The 15907-nt window shown below is 72.4% G+C and carries 12 protein-coding genes; 8 read left to right on the forward strand and 4 right to left on the reverse strand.

Annotated elements, in window-relative coordinates; translation table 11 throughout:
• Positions 1-223 precede the first annotated feature (223 nt).
• The 4 genes from ACFCY1_RS18520 (at position 224) to ACFCY1_RS18535 (ending at position 4711) form a co-directional block, all read left to right on the forward strand.
• Positions 224-1672, forward strand: a complete 1449-nt coding sequence (locus tag ACFCY1_RS18520) for a histidine kinase (RefSeq protein WP_375875233.1) — start codon at positions 224-226, stop codon at positions 1670-1672.
• Positions 1624-2271: a response regulator transcription factor gene (locus tag ACFCY1_RS18525; RefSeq protein ID WP_049655241.1), complete on the forward strand. Its 648-nt coding sequence runs from the start codon at positions 1624-1626 to the stop codon at positions 2269-2271. The genes ACFCY1_RS18520 and ACFCY1_RS18525 overlap by 49 nt, the downstream gene beginning before the upstream one ends.
• 359 nt (positions 2272-2630) lie before the next feature.
• Positions 2631-3695, forward strand: a complete 1065-nt coding sequence (locus ACFCY1_RS18530) for an isopenicillin N synthase family dioxygenase (RefSeq protein WP_375875234.1) — start codon at positions 2631-2633, stop codon at positions 3693-3695.
• Between the two features lie 236 nt (positions 3696-3931).
• Complete coding sequence (locus tag ACFCY1_RS18535; RefSeq protein ID WP_074002251.1) at positions 3932-4711, forward strand: MerR family transcriptional regulator; 780 nt, start codon at positions 3932-3934, stop codon at positions 4709-4711.
• A 70-nt stretch (positions 4712-4781) separates the two neighbouring features.
• On the opposite strand, the gene ACFCY1_RS18540 is transcribed toward ACFCY1_RS18535, so the two are convergent.
• The 4 genes from ACFCY1_RS18540 to ACFCY1_RS18555 all read right to left on the reverse strand — a co-directional run bounded on the left by ACFCY1_RS18540 (position 4782) and on the right by ACFCY1_RS18555 (position 10722).
• A complete protein-coding gene (locus ACFCY1_RS18540) occupies positions 4782-6983 on the reverse strand; it encodes a 3-hydroxyacyl-CoA dehydrogenase NAD-binding domain-containing protein (RefSeq protein WP_375875235.1) in 2202 nt (733 codons plus the stop codon).
• A gap of 93 nt (positions 6984-7076) precedes the next feature.
• Positions 7077-8291 (reverse strand): acetyl-CoA C-acetyltransferase, encoded by a 1215-nt coding sequence (locus ACFCY1_RS18545; protein WP_375875236.1) that lies wholly within the window; start codon positions 8289-8291, stop codon positions 7077-7079.
• A gap of 83 nt (positions 8292-8374) precedes the next feature.
• Positions 8375-9517: an acyl-CoA dehydrogenase family protein gene (locus ACFCY1_RS18550; protein ID WP_375875237.1), complete on the reverse strand. Its 1143-nt coding sequence runs from the start codon at positions 9515-9517 to the stop codon at positions 8375-8377.
• Positions 9518-9519: 2 nt separating this feature from the next.
• Positions 9520-10722: a CaiB/BaiF CoA transferase family protein gene (locus ACFCY1_RS18555; protein ID WP_375875238.1), complete on the reverse strand. Its 1203-nt coding sequence runs from the start codon at positions 10720-10722 to the stop codon at positions 9520-9522.
• A gap of 259 nt (positions 10723-10981) precedes the next feature.
• Here ACFCY1_RS18555 and ACFCY1_RS18560 point away from each other — a divergent pair, with 259 nt between their 5' ends.
• The 4 genes from ACFCY1_RS18560 to ACFCY1_RS18575 all read left to right on the forward strand — a co-directional run bounded on the left by ACFCY1_RS18560 (position 10982) and on the right by ACFCY1_RS18575 (position 15821).
• Positions 10982-11464 (forward strand): hypothetical protein, encoded by a 483-nt coding sequence (locus ACFCY1_RS18560; RefSeq protein WP_375875239.1) that lies wholly within the window; start codon positions 10982-10984, stop codon positions 11462-11464.
• Between the two features lie 22 nt (positions 11465-11486).
• Entirely contained in the window at positions 11487-13637 is a 2151-nt protein-coding gene (locus tag ACFCY1_RS18565) for a hypothetical protein (protein WP_375875240.1), read from the forward strand.
• Between the two features lie 5 nt (positions 13638-13642).
• On the forward strand, positions 13643-14656 hold the full coding sequence (locus ACFCY1_RS18570; protein ID WP_049654667.1) for a hypothetical protein: 1014 nt from the start codon (positions 13643-13645) through the stop codon (positions 14654-14656).
• A gap of 91 nt (positions 14657-14747) precedes the next feature.
• On the forward strand, positions 14748-15821 hold the full coding sequence (locus tag ACFCY1_RS18575; protein WP_375875241.1) for a hypothetical protein: 1074 nt from the start codon (positions 14748-14750) through the stop codon (positions 15819-15821).
• Positions 15822-15907: the final 86 nt, after the last annotated feature.

Below are 15907 nucleotides of genomic sequence, written 5' to 3' on the forward strand. Positions count from 1 at the left end.
GGTGCCGACAGCCGTCTGGACGGCCTCTGCGGGGTGTATCCAGATACACCCCGAACTGGGTGTTCAGGCCTAGAGCACCAGAGGCCCCGGCCGGGCAGACTGACCCAGCGAAAGATCGGAACCGGGGTCCGCGGGGCCCCGGAACGACAGCTTCGGAACCGCGGCTTCGGGCCGCGGCACCGCGGCCTCCGGGCGGGGCCGCGCAAGGGAGAGGGGGCGCGTCATGGACGCGGGAGTGCTGAACGGACTGGCCCTGCGGGTCGGCCGGGCGTGTGCGGACGGGGTGCGCGCCTGGTACGCGGTGACGCTGGCCGTGACGGGGTTCCTCGCACTGCTGGCGGGGCCGGTCCTGCTGGCCACCGCGCTGTTCGGTCCGGACGAGCCCGGGGGCTTCACCCCGGGCGGGCCGCTGATCCTGGCGGTGCCGATGGCACCGGTCGCCCTGTGGGCGCTCTGCTGGGCCACCGGGGGCGGCGGCCGGGCGGTCGGCGCCGCGCTGTTCGCTCCGGGGACGATAGCGCTGATGGCGGCCCACCTCTACGGCGGTGCGGCGCCGGGCGGCCGGTCTGGTTCGGTCTGGCTGGCGCCCGCACTGCTGGTGCTCGGGCTGTTCGGCGCCCGCTGGATCGCGACGGAGAGCAGGCGCACCGTCGGGAAGTGGAGCGGGCGGCCGATACCGGTGCCGTACCGCCGGCCGGTCCGCGCCGGGGCCTGGCCGCGACTGCGGGCCGGCGGCTGGCTCACCGACCCGGCGACCTGGCGGGACTTCGCCTGGACGCTGCTCACCGGCGCCACCGTGCTGCTCACCGCCGCGATCGTCGTGCTGACCCCGGTCGCCCTGGAGGTCTTCGGCCGGAACGGACCGTTCTTCGCCCTGGGCGTCGTCTACTCGATGGGCCTGACCATCGCCCCGTTGGCCGTCCTGTGGGCCGCCCCGCCGGCCCTGCGGATCCACGAGAAGGCCGCCCGGGCCCTGCTCGGGCCCTCCCGCCGGGCCGAGCTGGCCCGCCAGGTCAGCCATCTCGCGCGGACCAGGGCGGACACCATCGACGCCGGCGCGGCCGAGCTGCGCCGGATCGAGCGGGACCTGCACGACGGGGCGCAGGCCCGGCTGGTCGCACTGGGCATGCTGCTGACCGTGGCCGAGCAGCTGAAGGACGACCCGGACGCCCTCGGGCCGCTGCTGGCCGAGGCCCGGCTGTCCTCGGTGAAGGCGCTGGGCGAGCTGCGGGACCTGGTCCGCGGGATCCACCCCCCGGTGCTCGCCGACCGCGGCCTGGCCGACGCGGTGCGGGCGACGGTGCTGGACCTGCCGCTGCCGGTCGGCTTCACCGGCGGCCTGCCCGGCCGGGCTCCCGCCCCGGTGGAGTCGGCCGCCTACTTCGCGGTGACGGAGCTGCTGGCCAATGTGGTGAAGCACGCCGGGGCCTCGCGAGTGTGGATCGAGATAGGGCACAGTGACGGGCTGCTGCGGATATCGGTCACCGACGACGGGCGCGGCGGCGCCGAGCCGTCCCGGGGAACCGGCCTCAGCGGAACCGAACGCCGACTGGCCGCCTTCGACGGGGTGCTCGCGATCAGCAGCCCGCCCGGTGGGCCGACCATCGTGAACCTGGAGATCCCGTGCGCGTTGTCATCGCCGAAGACCTCTTCCTCCTCCGGGACGGACTGACCCGGCTGCTGGAGGCCAACGGCATGAAGGTCACCGCGGCGGTGGAGGACGGCGAGCAGCTGCTCGCCGCGGTGGCCGCGGACCGGCCCGACATCGCCGTGGTGGACGTCCGGCTGCCGCCGAGCTTCACCGACGAGGGCCTACGGGCGGCGCTGGCGGCCCGTCAGGCCCACCCGGGCCTGCCCGTCCTGGTGCTGTCGCAGTTCGTGGAGCAGCTGTACGCCCGCGAGCTGCTGGCCGGCAGCACCGGCGGGATCGGCTACCTGCTCAAGGACCGGGTGATGGACGGCACCCAGTTCATCGACGCCGTACGGCGGGTCGCCCAGGGCGGCACCGCGATGGATCCGGAGGTGATCACCCGGCTGCTCACCCATAACTCCTCGGCCGGCCCGGTCTCCACGCTCTCCCCGCGCGAGCGGCAGGTGCTCGGACTGATGGCGGAGGGCCGGTCCAATGCGGCGATCGCCCAACAGCTGGTGATCACCGAGCGGGCCGTCGCCAAGCACACCGCGTCGATCTTCGTCCGGCTCGACCTCCAGCCCTCCGACGACGACAACCGCCGGGTCCTGGCCGTCCTGGCCTACCTCAACAACTCCTGAACGACTCCCGAAAGGAGCCGCCACCGCCCACACTCCGGCACCACCGTCCCACAACTTGATAGATCACCGACAAATGGCGAGTGGCCCTCCGCTGCAGGGGGCTCGCCTGCCGCAGAACGGGTCAATTAGGCTGGTGGGGTGCTCATCCTTGTTCGCCGCCGCCACGTGGACCTGCTCCGCGTGACGACCATGTCCTGTCGACGCTCCGGCTGAACCTCGCGCCACCCACCCTCAACGGCGACCCCTGCCCGGCCGCCACCACCTCCCGGCCCCGGAGCACCCGCCGCACCAGGCACAGCTCCGGCCGCCCCCGGTCGACCACCGGGACCAGCCGGGACGAGACCCAGCGGATGTCACACATGACGCAGCAGTACACGCCCATATCCGAGACCGGCACCGGCACCGGCTCCCCCTCGGCGCAGGCCCCCTCGGCAGACGCCCTCCCGGTGATCGACCTCTCGCTCGCCGACGGCAGCCCGGACGACCGCCGCCGCCTGCACGACGAGCTCCGCGCCGCGGCCACCGGCGTCGGGTTCTTCCAGCTGGTCGGCCACGGCGTCACCCCGGAGGAGACGGCCGCGCTCGCCCGGGCCATGCGCGCCTTCTTCGCCCTCCCCGAGGCCGACCGGCTCGCCGTGAGCAACCTCAACTCCCCCCACTACCGGGGCTACACCCGCACCGGCGACGAGCGCACCGGCGGCAGCCAGGACTGGCGCGACCAGCTGGACATCGGCGCCGAGCTGCCCCCGCACGTCCCCGGCAGCGGCGAGCCCCCGTACTGGTGGCTGGAGGGGCCCAACCAGTGGCCCGAGGCCCTCCCCGAGCTGCGCACCGCCGCGCTCGGCTGGATCGACCACCTCGGCGCGGTCGCCCGCCGCCTGCTGCACGAACTCCTCGCCGCGATCGGCGCCCGCCCCGACTTCTACGACGAGGCCTTCGCCGGCCACCCCCACCTGCGCCTCAAGCTGGTCCGCTACCCCGGCACCGCCCCGGACGGCGCCGGCCAGGGCGTCGGCGCCCACAAGGACTACGGCTTCATCACCCTGCTGCTGCAGGACACCGTCGGCGGCCTCCAGGTCGAGCGCGCGGACGGCACCTTCCTCGAGGTCCCGCCGCTCGACGGCGCCTTCGTCGTCAACCTCGGCGAGCTGCTGGAGGTGGCCACGGACGGTTACCTCAAGGCCACCAACCACCGCGTGGTGAGCCCGGTCGGCGCCCGCGAGCGCTTCTCGGTGCCGTTCTTCTACAACCCGCGCCTCGACGCCCACATCGAGCCGCTGGACTTCCCGCTCGCCCACCACGCCCCCGGCGCCACCGCCGACCCGGCCAACCCGCTCTTCGCCGACTTCGGCCTCAACGAGTGGAAGGGCTACACCAGGGCCCACCCCGAGGTCACCCGCCGCCACCACGCCGCCCTCGCCTGACCCCCCGGGCCACCGCAACCCCGACGCCGCAACCCCGACGCCCCTGCCCGAAGCCGGTCCCCCGGCGGACGGCCGGGGCGTCGGCGTCAGCGCCCCCACGCGTCCGCACGCGCCCGCACTCCCGCACACCCCCGCCGCTCGCCTGCCGCCCGCCGCCCGCATCGGTGGACCGGCCCGCCCACCACTGTCACACTGCTGCTGTCACAGCAGGAGTGTGCCAGCGCGGGAGGCGGCGGATGGGGGAGCACGGCGGGGTGGGGGGCGGAGTGCGGCTGACGGTGGACGAGCTGGCGGCGCGGGCCGGGGTGACGGTGCGGACGGTGCGGTTCTACGGGACGAAGGGGCTGCTGCCGCCGCCGGAGCTGGGGCCGCGGCGGGTGGGTCTGTACGGGGCGGCCCACCTGGACCGGCTGGAGCTGATCGAGGAGTTGCAGCGGCAGGGCCTGACGCTGGCCGCGATCGAGCGGTACCTGGCGCGGTTGCCGGAGGACAGTACGCCGCTGGACCTGGCGATCCACCGTGCGCTGGTGGCGTCGTGGACGCCGGAGACCCCGGAGGAGGTCACCCGGGCGCAGCTGGAGCGGCGGGCCGGGCGGGGTCTGACGGAGGGGCAGGTCGAGCGGCTCGCCGCGATGGGGGCGCTGGAGCGGACGCGGGATCCGGAGGTGTTCCGGGTGGATCCCGGGCTGCTGCCGCTGGGCGTGCGGATCCTGGACGTGCCGATCCCATTGGAGACGCTGCTGGCCGCCCGGGCCGTGGTGCTGGAGCACAGCCGGGCGACGGCACGGGAGTTGCAGCGGCTGTTCCGCGAGACGGTGTGGAAGCCGTACCGGGAGAGCGAGCCCGCGCCCGCCGAGCTGGCCCGGATGCGGGCGCTGACGGACCACATCCAGCCGATGGTGGCGCAGGCGCTGGTCACGGCCTTCCAGCGCTCGCTCCGGGAGGAACTCGGCGAGGAGCTGAGCCGGGAGTCGGACCAGGAATCGGGCCTGGAGTCGGGCCTGGAACCCGGGTGAGGCCGTACGGGCCACGGCCTCACCCAGGTCCGAGCAGGTCAGCAGATCGGTAGGTCGACAGGCCGACCGGTCAGTCCGTGAAGGTCCGCCCCTCGGCCGCGACCCGCTCCAGCAGCGCCGGCGGCGCGAACCGCTCGCCGTACGCGGCGGCGAGTTCGCGGGCGCGGGCCGTGAAGCCGGCCGGGCCGCCCTCGTACCCGTTGATGTACTGGAACACGCCGCCCGTCCAGGCCGGGAAGCCGATGCCGAGGATCGAGCCCACGTTGGCGTCGGCGACCGAGGTCAGCACGCCCTCCTCCAGGCAGCGCACCGAGTCGAGCGCCTCGCTGAACAGCATCCGCTCCTTGAGGTCCTCGAACGGGACGTCCCCCGGGGCGTCCCCCAGAGCACCGGCCGGAGCACCGGAGAAGTGCTCCAGCAGCCCCGGCCAGAGCCGCCCGCGCCTGCCGTCCTCGCCGTACTCGTAGAAGCCCGCCCCGCCGCTGCGCCCCGGGCGGCCGAACTCGTCGACCATCCGGTCGACCACCGCGTCCGCCGGGTGCGGCGTCCAGCTGCCGCCGACGGCCTCCACCGAGCGCCGGTACTCGTCGCGGATCTTGCGCGGCAGGGTGAGGGTCAGCTCGTCCATCAGGGAGAGCACCTTGGCCGGGTAGCCGGCCTGGGCGGCGGCCTGTTCGATGCTGGACGGGTGGATGCCCTCGCCGACCATGGCGACGCCCTCGTTGAGGAACTGGCCGATCACCCGCGAGGTGAAGAAGCCGCGGGAGTCGTTGACCACGATCGGGGTGCGGTCGATCTGCCGGACCAGGTCGAAGGCGCGGGCCAGCGCCTCGTCGCCGGTGCGCGGGCCGCGGATGATCTCGACCAGGCGCATCTTGTCGACCGGCGAGAAGAAGTGCAGCCCGATGAAGTCGCCCTGGCGCTCGACGCCTTCGGCGAGCAGGCCGATCGGCAGGGTGGACGTGTTGGAGCAGAGCAGCGTGTCGGGGCCGACCACGCCCTCGATCTCCTGGAACACCTTGTGCTTGAGCTCGGTGTTCTCGAAGACCGCCTCGATCACCACGTCGCAGCCGGCCAGGTCGGCGGCCTCGGCGGTGGGGGTGATCCGGGCCAGCAGCTCGTCGCGGTCGGCCTCGGTGGAGCGCCCGCGCGCGACGGCCTTGTTCAACAGCCCCTCGGAGTAGGCCTTTCCGCGCTCGGCGGCCTCGATGCCGACGTCCTTGAGCACGACCTCGATGCCGGCCTTGGCGCAGGCGTAGGCGATGCCCGCGCCCATCATCCCGGCGCCGAGCACCGCGACCTTGCGGACCGGCCGCTTCTCGACGTGCTTCGGGCGTCCGGCGCCGGAGTTGACCGCCTGCATGTCGAAGAACAGCGCCTGGATCATGTTCTTGCTGGTCTGCCCGCAGGCCAGCTCGGTGAAGTAGCGGGCCTCGATCGTCATCGCGGTGTCGACGTCCACCTGGGCGCTCTCCACCGCGGCGGCCAGGACGTTGCGCGGGGCCGGGTAGGGCGCGCCGTTGAGCTGCTTGCGCAGGTTGGCCGGGAAGGCGGGCAGGTTGGCGGCGAAGGCCGGGGTGGCCGGGGTGCCGCCGGGGATCTTGTAGCCCTTGACGTCCCAGGGCTGGACGGCGGTCGGGTTGGCCTCGATCCAGGCCTTCGCGCGGGCGGTCAACTCCTCCGGGGTGTCGACCAGTTCGTGCACCAGTCCGTGCTCCAGCGCCTGCGCCGGGCGGTACTGGCGGCCCTGGAGGAGGAACTTCAGCAGGGCGTCGGTGATGCCGAACAGCCGGACCGTACGGACCACTCCGCCGCCGCCCGGCAGCAGGCCGAGGGTGACCTCGGGCAGGCCGATCCGGCTGGCCGGGGTGTCGAGCGCGATCCGGTGGTGGCAGGCGAGGGCGAGCTCCAGGCCGCCGCCGAGCGCACTGCCGTTGACGGCGGCGACGACCGGCTTGCCGAGGGTCTCCAGGGTGCGCAGCGCGCGCTTGATCCGCATCGACTTCTCGAAGACGGCCTCGGCGTCCTCGGGTCGGGCGGCGGAGAGCATCCGCAGGTCTCCCCCGGCGAAGAAGGTCTTCTTGCCGGAGGCGATCACCACGCCGCGCAGCGCGTCCGCGGCGGCCAGGGCGGCGAGCCGCCCGACGACGGTCTCGAAGTCGGCGGTGAAGGCCTCGTTCATGGTGTTGACGGACTGGGTGGGGTCGTCGAGGACGAGGGTGACCACGCCGTCCTGGTCCTGCTCCCAGCGGATGGTGGTGGTGTCGCTCATCAAGTTCTCCAGGTCTACCGGTCTACCGGTCTGCAGAGGGAGGTACCACGCGCAGCGTGTCCCACGAAGGGAGGCGGCGGGCGACGCGTGGACTCAGATGCGCTCGACGATGGTGGCGATGCCCATGCCGCCGCCCACGCAGAGGGTGATCAGGCCGTACCGCAGGTCGCGCCGCTCCAGTTCGTCGACCACGGTGCCGAGCAGCATCGCGCCGGTGGCGCCGAGCGGGTGGCCGAGCGCGATCGCGCCGCCGTTGACGTTCACCTGGTCGTGGCGGAAGCCGAGTTCGCGGATGAAGCGAAGCGCGACCGCGGCGAAGGCCTCGTTGATCTCGACCAGGTCGATGTCGGCGGCGGTGAGCCCGGCCTTGGCGAGCGCCTTGCGGGTGGCCGGGGCGGGGCCGGTGAGCATGATGGTCGGCTCGGAGCCGGAGACGGCGGCGGAGACGATCCGGGCGCGCGGGCGCAGCCCGTACCGCTCGCCGACCTCGCGGTTGCCGATGGCCGCCAGTGCGGCGCCGTCCACGATGCCGGAGGAGTTGCCCGCGTGGTGGACGTGGTCGATGGCCTCGACCCAGTGGTACTTCTGGAGGGCGACGGCGTCGAAGCCGCCGGCCTCGCCGATGCCGGCGAAGGACGGCTTGAGGCCGGCCAGGGTCTCGACGGTGGTGCCGGGGCGGATGAACTCGTCGCGCTCCAGCACGACCAGGCCGTTGCGGTCGCGCACCGGGACGACCGAGCGGTCGAACAGGCCGTCCGCCTGGGCCTTGGCGGCGCGGGCCTGGGACTCGGCGGCGAAGGCGTCCACGTCGGTGCGGGAGAAGCCCTCGATGGTGGCGATGAGGTCGGCGCCGATGCCCTGCGGGGCGAAATCGGTCTCGTACGCGGTCATCGGGTCGGCGAACCAGGCGCCGCCGTCGGAGGCCATCTTCACCCGGGACATCGACTCCACGCCGCCGGCCAGGACCAGGTCCTCCCAGCCGGAACGGACCTTGGCGGCGGCCAGGTTGACGGCTTCCAGGCCGGAGGCGCAGAAGCGGTTCTCCTGGACGCCGGCGACGGTGTCGGGCAGGCCGGCCGCGATGGCCGCGATCCGGGCGATGTCGGAGCCCTGGTCGCCGACCGGGCTGACCACGCCGAGCACGATGTCGTCGATCGCGGCCGGGTCCAACCCGGGGTAGCGGCCGCGCAGTTCGTGGATCAGGCCGACGACCAGGTCGATCGGCTTGGTGCCGTGCAGCGAGCCGGTGGCCTTGCCCCGGCCGCGCGGGGTGCGGATCGCGTCGTAGACGTACGCTTCGGTGGTCACGGTGGGAACGCCTTTCAGCGGGTTTTCGGGGCGGGGGGCTTGTTCGGGGCGGGGACTCTGGGGGTTCGGAAGGACGGGGGCGATCAGCCGAGGATGGAGCGGCCGACGATCTCCTTCATGATCTCGGTGGTACCGCCGTAGATGGTCTGGATGCGGCCGTCGGTGAACGCCCGGGCGACCGGGAACTCGCTCATGTAGCCGTAGCCGCCGTGCAGTTGGAGGCAGCGGTCGGCGGTGCGCTTCTGCAGTTCGGTGGCCCACCACTTGGCCATCGAGGCGTCCGCCGGGGTGAGCGCCCAGCGGTTGTGCTCGGTGATGCAGCGGTCCACGAAGGCGCGGGTGACGGCGCACTCGGTGGCCAGCTCGGCGATCTCGAAGCGGACGTGCTGGAGCCTGGCGAGCGGACGGCCGAAGGCCTCGCGCTGCTTGACGTAGTCGGTGGTGATCTCGACCAGGTACTCGGCGCCGGCGATCGCCGCGACGGCGATGGTGAGCCGCTCCTGGGCGAGGTTCTGCATCAGGTGGACGAAGCCGCCGTTGAGCTCGCCGATCAGGTTCTCCTTCGGCACCCGGACGTCCTCGAAGAACAACTCGGCGGTGTCCTGGGCCTTCTGGCCGATCTTGTCGAGGTTGCGGCCGCGCTCGAAACCGGGCGTGCCGCGCTCGACGGCCAGCAGGCTCAGCCCGTGGGCGCCGCCCTCGGGGGTGGTGCGGGCGACCACGATCACCAGGTCGGCGAGGATGCCGTTGGAGATGAAGGTCTTGGCGCCGTTGAGCAGGAAGTGGTCCCCCTGGTCGACCGCCTGGGTACGGATGCCCTGGAGGTCGGAGCCCGTGCCGGGCTCGGTCATCGCGATCGCGGTGATCAGCTCGCCCGAGCAGAAGCCGGGCAGCCAGCGGCGCTTCTGCTCCTCGGTGGCGAGCGAGGTGAGGTACGGGCCGATGATGTCGTTGTGCAGACCGATCGCCAGTCCGGACGCGCCGGCCCGGGCGAACTCCTCGGCCAGTACGGCGGCGTAGCGGAAGTCCGGGGTGCCGCCACCGCCGTACTCCTCGGGGACGGCCAGGCCGAGCAGGCCCTGGCGGCCGGCCGCGAGCCAGGCGGAGCGGTCGACGATGCCGGCCTTCTCCCAGCGGTCGTAGTGCGGCAGCACCTCCTTGGCCAGGAAGGCCCGCACGGTGGCCCGGAAGTCGTCGTGCTGCTCGGTGAAGATCTCGCGCTGCAACGCTACTCTCCTTGCTCTGCCGTGGAGTTGGGGAAGGTGCCGCCGGCCCCTGGGACCGGTACGTCAGGATCGAGGGCGGGGACGCCCCAGTCGCGGGCCACCTCGGCGGTGTCCGAGCCCGGCCGGGCCGGCGGGCGGCGCAGGGCGCCCGGCGTGGCGGAGAAGCGCGGGGCGGGGGCCGGCTGGGTGACGCCGTCCGCCTCGACGTACGTCCCGCGCGCTGACAGATGGGCGTCCACGGCGGCCTGACGCATCGTCAGGACCGGTTCCACGCAGGCGTCGGAGCCCGCGAAGACGGCCTCCCACTCGGCCCTGGTCCGGGTGGCGAAGCGGGCGGCGATCAGGGCGCGCAGTTCGGGCCAGCGGGCCGGGTCGTACTGGCCGGGCGCGTCCGGGCCCAGCTCCAGCAGCCGGGCGAACTCCGCGTAGAAGCGCGGCTCCAGCGCGCCGACGGCCAGGTGGCCGCCGTCGGCCGCCCGGTACACCGCATAGAACGGCGCGCCGCCGTCCAGCAGGTTGACGCCCCGGCGGTCCTGCCAGTGGCCGGCCGCGAGCAGGCCCCACAGCATGGAGCCGAGGTGCGCCGCGCCGTCCACGATCGCGGCGTCGACCACCTGCCCGGCGCCGGTGGCGCGGGCGTGGTGCAGTCCGGCGAGCAGGCCGACGACCAGGTAGAGCGAGCCGCCCGCGTAGTCGCCCAGCAGGTTGGCCGGGATGCCGGGGGCCTCCTCGGCCCCGCCCGGCGCCGCCACCATCCCGAGCACCCCGGCGACCGCCGCGTACCCGAGGTCGTGCCCGGCCGTCGCCGCCCGCGGGCCGTGCTGCCCCCAGCCGGTCATCCGCCCGTACACCAGCGCCGGATTGCGCGCCAGGCACACCTCGGGGCCGACCCCGAGCCGCTCCGCGACACCCGGCCGGTACCCCTCGATCAGCAGGTCCGCCCGCTCGACCAGCTCCAGCACCCGCCCGGGGCCCTCCGGGGACTTCAGGTCGATCAGCACCGAACGCTTGTTGCGGTTGCTGAGGTCGTACGCCGGGTCCGTACCCAGCGGCGACGGCTCCGGCCGGTCCACCCGCACCACGTCCGCCCCGAGGTCCCCCAGCAGCATCGCCGCGAACGGCCCCGGCCCGATCCCGGCGAGCTCCACCACCCGCACACCCGCCAACGGCCCCCCGGCCTCCGGCGCCCTGCTCGCGTCACCCACTGGCTGCTGAACCCTTCCCGACGGGTTTGACAGTAAAGCTGTCACACTCGGGATGATAGGCAAGCGACCCGCCGGTAACAAGACCTCCACGCCCGCGCCGAGCCGCCAATTCCCCCTCGACCCACGCCCGGTGAACCCGGACACTCCCCGCGCCCACGGAATCACGGAGGGTGGGTCGGTGCACTGACGGAGGCTCCCTGTACGGTCGTCATGCCGCAGGGGAGCGGCCGCTTTGCCGATTGGGGAGGATTCCGCGCACATGGGTAACCCGAACTTCGTCACCGGACCGGTCGCACCGGCCAAGGACCCGGTGCCGGGCCTGGAGCTCGCCTCGGCCAAGGACTCCCCCTACGCCGACCCCGCGCCGCCCTCGTCCAACGGCGGCACCGTGCCGGCCCTTCCCTTCATCCACCCCGGCAAGGTCACCACCCAACTGGACACCCCGTACGAACTCAGCGCCTCGGCCGGGATGGCCCGACAGATCGCCACCGACCTCGACAGCGCCAACGGCAAGGCCGGCCCCGGCGCACACAGCCTCACCGAGTACGCGAGCACCGCGTCGACGAAGATCCGCGGCTTCGCCTTCAGCGGCGCACTCACCGGCGCCACGGAGCGGTGGCTGAAGGAGTGCAAGGTCCTGCACGACAAGCTCACCAACGCCGCCGACGGCCTTGAGCAGACCCGGCAGAACTACCACTCCAACGAGATCACGACCGCCGCCGACCTGCGCGCCACCCGGTAGACACCAGAAGGGGGAAAGACAGATGGTGTCCTTCAAGGAACTGCACGAAGCCGACTTCTCCGGGGTCAGCGACGCGGCCGAGGCCTGGGCCGGCGTCGCCAAAGCCCTCACCGCCCTGGACGGCCGGGTCGCCAAGGACCTCACCACCGCCGCACAGCGGGCCGGCTGGAAGGGCGATGCCGCCGACAGCGCGACCAGGAAGCTCCAGGACATGGACGGCGACTTCAAACAGGCCTCGGCCGTCGCCACCGCCCTCGCCGCGGTCATGAAGACCGCCGCCGAGGACTTCGCCGCCGCCCGCCGTGACCTCGACACAGCACTCCACGACGCGCAGACCCAGGATCTGACCGTCTCCGCGGACGGCACGGTCAGCTGGAGCATGCCGAAGGACGCGCGCAACGACACGGACGGCGAGGTGCTGGCACGGGACATGGCCGCCAAGGCCAAAGCCGTCGCGGACCGCCTGGGCAAGGCCGTCGAGAAGGCCACCGCCGCCGACCAGCGGGCCGCCCTCCACCTCCAGAGCGACATCGGCACCAGCGACACCGCCTTCAACCCCGCCCCTGGCGGCACCGGCCCGGCCCCCGACGCCAACCGGGCGCGGGACCTGATGGCCAGGGCGTACGACCTCTCCGACGACGAACTCCGGCAGCTGCAGGCCCTCCTGACCGCGAACGCGGAGAACAGGGAATTCGCGACCACCCTGCTCAACGGCCTCCAGATCGGCGGGAAGACCGGCCCGGAGGCTTTCCTGGACTACACCAAGGTCCTCGACGGACTGGCCCACGGCAGCCACAACGCCAAGGGCTACCAGGACGTTTACGGCAACCTCGCCGTCGTCCTCGCCACCGGCACCCGGGACGCCGGCATGGGCAAGGCCTGGGAGGACGGCCTCTTCCAGGCTGCCCGCCGCCAGGGCGGTCCGGCCGGCGGGCTGAACGACAACTACCCGGCGCTCACCGCGCTCATGGAGACGAAGGGGACCTTCGACCAGGCCTTCGTCCGCAGGGTCGGCACCGACCTGCTCGACTACGAGGCCTCCAGCAAGGCCAAGGGCGTGGATCTGTGGGGCCCGGCATTCACCGAAGACCCCACGAAGGGCGACCCCCTCGCCCCGCTGCTGAGGTTGATGAGGGGCGACCGGGAGACTGCCCAGGAATTCCTCGACCCGAGCCAGAACAAGAACCTCGTCCACCTGCTCAAGGACCGCGGCTGGCTCGACGAGGGCCAGGAGCGCAAGCTCCCCGGAGACGTCCTGCGCGACACCTCGCACGAGATGTTCGCCGAGATGCTGGAGAACGCCACGACCAGCCACGACGCTTCCCGGTACCCCGCCCCGCACGACAAGGTCAGCGCGCGGATCATGGACGAGACGCTCAAGACCGTCGGCGGCACCACGCCCGGCGACAGCCTCCCGGTACCCGAGGTCCTCCGCAAGCCGATGGCCAGGATGCTCGCCGACTACGCCCCGGACATGCACGAGATCCTCGGCAAGGATCTGCAGAACCCGTCCCAGCCGAACGGGCTGACCGCCAAGCCGGAGCAACTGCTGCGCGTGGTCCGCGGCGCCCTGGAGGACACGGACACGTTCCGGATCATCCACCAGGCAGAGACCAGGGAGATCGCCCGCCGCCTCGACACGTACGGGCCCGAGGCCTTCGAGCCCGACAAGACGGGCCGCCCGAACCACGTCCTGTCCGCCTTCACACAGGAGTCCTCCAAGGTCCTCGGTTCGCTCGACGCGGCGTTCGTCAACGCGACCGTCGACCACGCGGACGCGAAGAAGGCGGGCATCGACTGGCAGCAGAGGATGGCGTACCACGCGATCGGAACGCCCGCGAACGTGGTCCCGGGGCTTCTTCTACCGGGAGTCTCCCAAGTGGTGCCGCTGGGCGACATGGCGCAGCGCCTCGTTGATGTCGGGACTGCCAAGTACGCCGAGAACGCCAAGGCCGAGATCGACACCGCCACCACGACCAGCGTGAGCACCCGGTACTCAGGGGGGCAACAGCAGCTGGACGCCATGATCGTGGACAAGGCGAGCCAGTACGGCATCGACCCCGAGGCCGCCGACCGTACGGGCACTGTGACGGAGCAGCTGGTACTCGACGTGGGGAAGGCCTACCAAACCGGGATCGACAAGGCCTACCGAGGCGCGTTCGGCAAGGGGTGAGCGCTGTGAAGACCAAGAAGACCAACCACGAAGAGAACTCCGACAACCCCGACGAGCCACGCTACCGGCTGCAACGACCCTGGCGCGGGATCGTGGTGACGGTGGTGCTGGCCGCGCTGGGCGGCGGGTCGCTCCTGCTGACGGACAACCTGACGAACGCCTTCGGGCCGGACGTCGTGTGCGACGGCGCGGTGAGCGCGGACGAAGTGAACGACGCGCTCGGGTGGGGCAAGGTCAGCGCCACGATGTACGGCGACGGGAAGCTGGACACCCCCGGCGCGTCCTGTGCGGCGATGGTGAGCAACGGGATCTTCGGCAACGACCGGTTCGCCGTCATCGAGCTCCCCAAGGCCGGAGACCTCGCCAGGTTCAAATACGACGCGGAGTCCCAGCTGTTCGCCGCCTCGGCGAACGGAGGCGCGGCCGGCGCCGTGCACAAGTCGTCGTACGGCTTCGCGCTGCTCCCGAAGGACTGCGCCAACGGGCAGCGGGCCACCGTCAAGTCCCGGTCCTCCGACGCCCGGAAGCTCGCCGGGCTCGCCACCGCGGTGGCCAACCGCGTCGCGGCACAACAGGGTTGCGGCGGGGCGCCGCTCCCCGCACCGCGCGAGCTCACCCCGGCGGGTGCGGACCGCCCCCTCAACCGCGACGCCGTCTGCGGCCTGCCGGGGCTGACGATGCCCGACACTCCCGGTGGCCCCGTCTATCAGGAGACCGTGACCAACGCGACCGATCCGCTGTGGGCCTGCAGGATCCACTCGGACGCGGACCTCAGGTCCGCGATCACCTTCTCCATCGGCACCGATCCGCGCCTCGTCCAGCCGTGGACCCTCGACCCCGGCCCGGCCTTCGGCCGAGCCCACTGGGTCGGGCAACACGAAGTCATGGCGACATGCCAGGGACGGCCCACCCGCTTCCGGTTCGAAGTGGACGGTTTCCGGGACCTCATCGGCAAGACGACCTGGGAACAGTTCCTCACCGCCGGTGCCAAGGCGATCAACTGCGAGCCGATCCTCTGACACCTCCCGCGGGCGGCCGGTTCGCGACCGGCCGCCCACGGAGGCACGCGTGATTCCGGCCGACCGAGCAACACACAGGGGACAGCACATCGTGGAAACGAAGGACGACGACAAGCCCGACGGCTCCGCCACGGGCCTCGCCCGGCGCGTCGATGCGGCGCTCGACCGGCGGGGGTTCACCACGCGGGGGCTGCGGGTGCGGCTGGCGGTCGTACTCGTGGCGTTCTCCCTCGTTCCGGTAGGGGCGGTGGGGTTCGGGCTGTACCGGCTGACGAACCTCGGCGGGCCGGACAGTGTGTGCGACGGAGCGGTCACCGCGGACCAGGTGCACCACCTGTTGGGGTCGGGGCGGATCAGTGAGAGCAAGGGTCGCTACTCCGCCACGGAGAACTACACCGGGAACACTTGCACCACCAGGGTCACTTCCGGCCTGTTCCAGACCTCCACGGCGGTCGCACAGTTCACCATCACCCACAACACCGATGACGGTCCGGGCGCGTTGGCCTCCTCGGACGCCCGGCTGTTCTCCGGTGACTCTGCCGGTTCGGTGACGCCGGACGTCGCATGGGCCGTACTCCCCGAGGGGTGCGAGAAGGGCGTTCGAGCCGAGGTCCGCACCAGTGAGACCGGCCAGGACGAGACCAGGGCCCGGCTGGCCGTAGCCCTCGCCAACGACGTGGCCAAGGCGCGCGGATGCGGCAACGGGGTGCCCCCGGCACCGGCGAGCCTGTCGGAGAAGGGCATCGATTCGGACCCGGACTGGGTCAACCTCTGCGGCCTGCCGGGGTTCGCACCCGCGAAGAACCCCGAGGCCCGGTGGCGCATACCACAGCAGGTCACCACCGCCACCGCCCCGATCTGGTCCTGCACGATCGGCGGGGACCCGCGACGCGATAGCCGGGTGCAGCAGTTCGCGATCACCACCGAGCCGCAGACAACCGCCCTGGGTCGGAAGAACGGTACGGCCTCCGATCTGGGTCGGGCCCAGTGGGTGGCCGGCGGAACGCTCGTCACGAGCTGTCAGGGCAAGGACGTCTTCTTCACCGTCACCGGCGGGTACTCCTCTCAGCTTGAGAAGCGCTACCTCTTCCCCGACCAGGACGACCTGGTGCGCCAGTTCCTCACCGCCGGCGGCAAGGCGATCGGCTGTGAGCCGATCCTGTGACGCCTCCCCTCCTGCGGGCGGCCGGTTGACGACCGGCCGCCCGCAGGAGCACGCCTGAATCCGACCGACCGAGCATCAACCGGGGA

Origin of the sequence: Kitasatospora sp. NPDC056273, from assembly GCF_042268845.1 — a bacterium.
In the GTDB taxonomy this organism is placed as follows: domain Bacteria; phylum Actinomycetota; class Actinomycetes; order Streptomycetales; family Streptomycetaceae; genus Kitasatospora.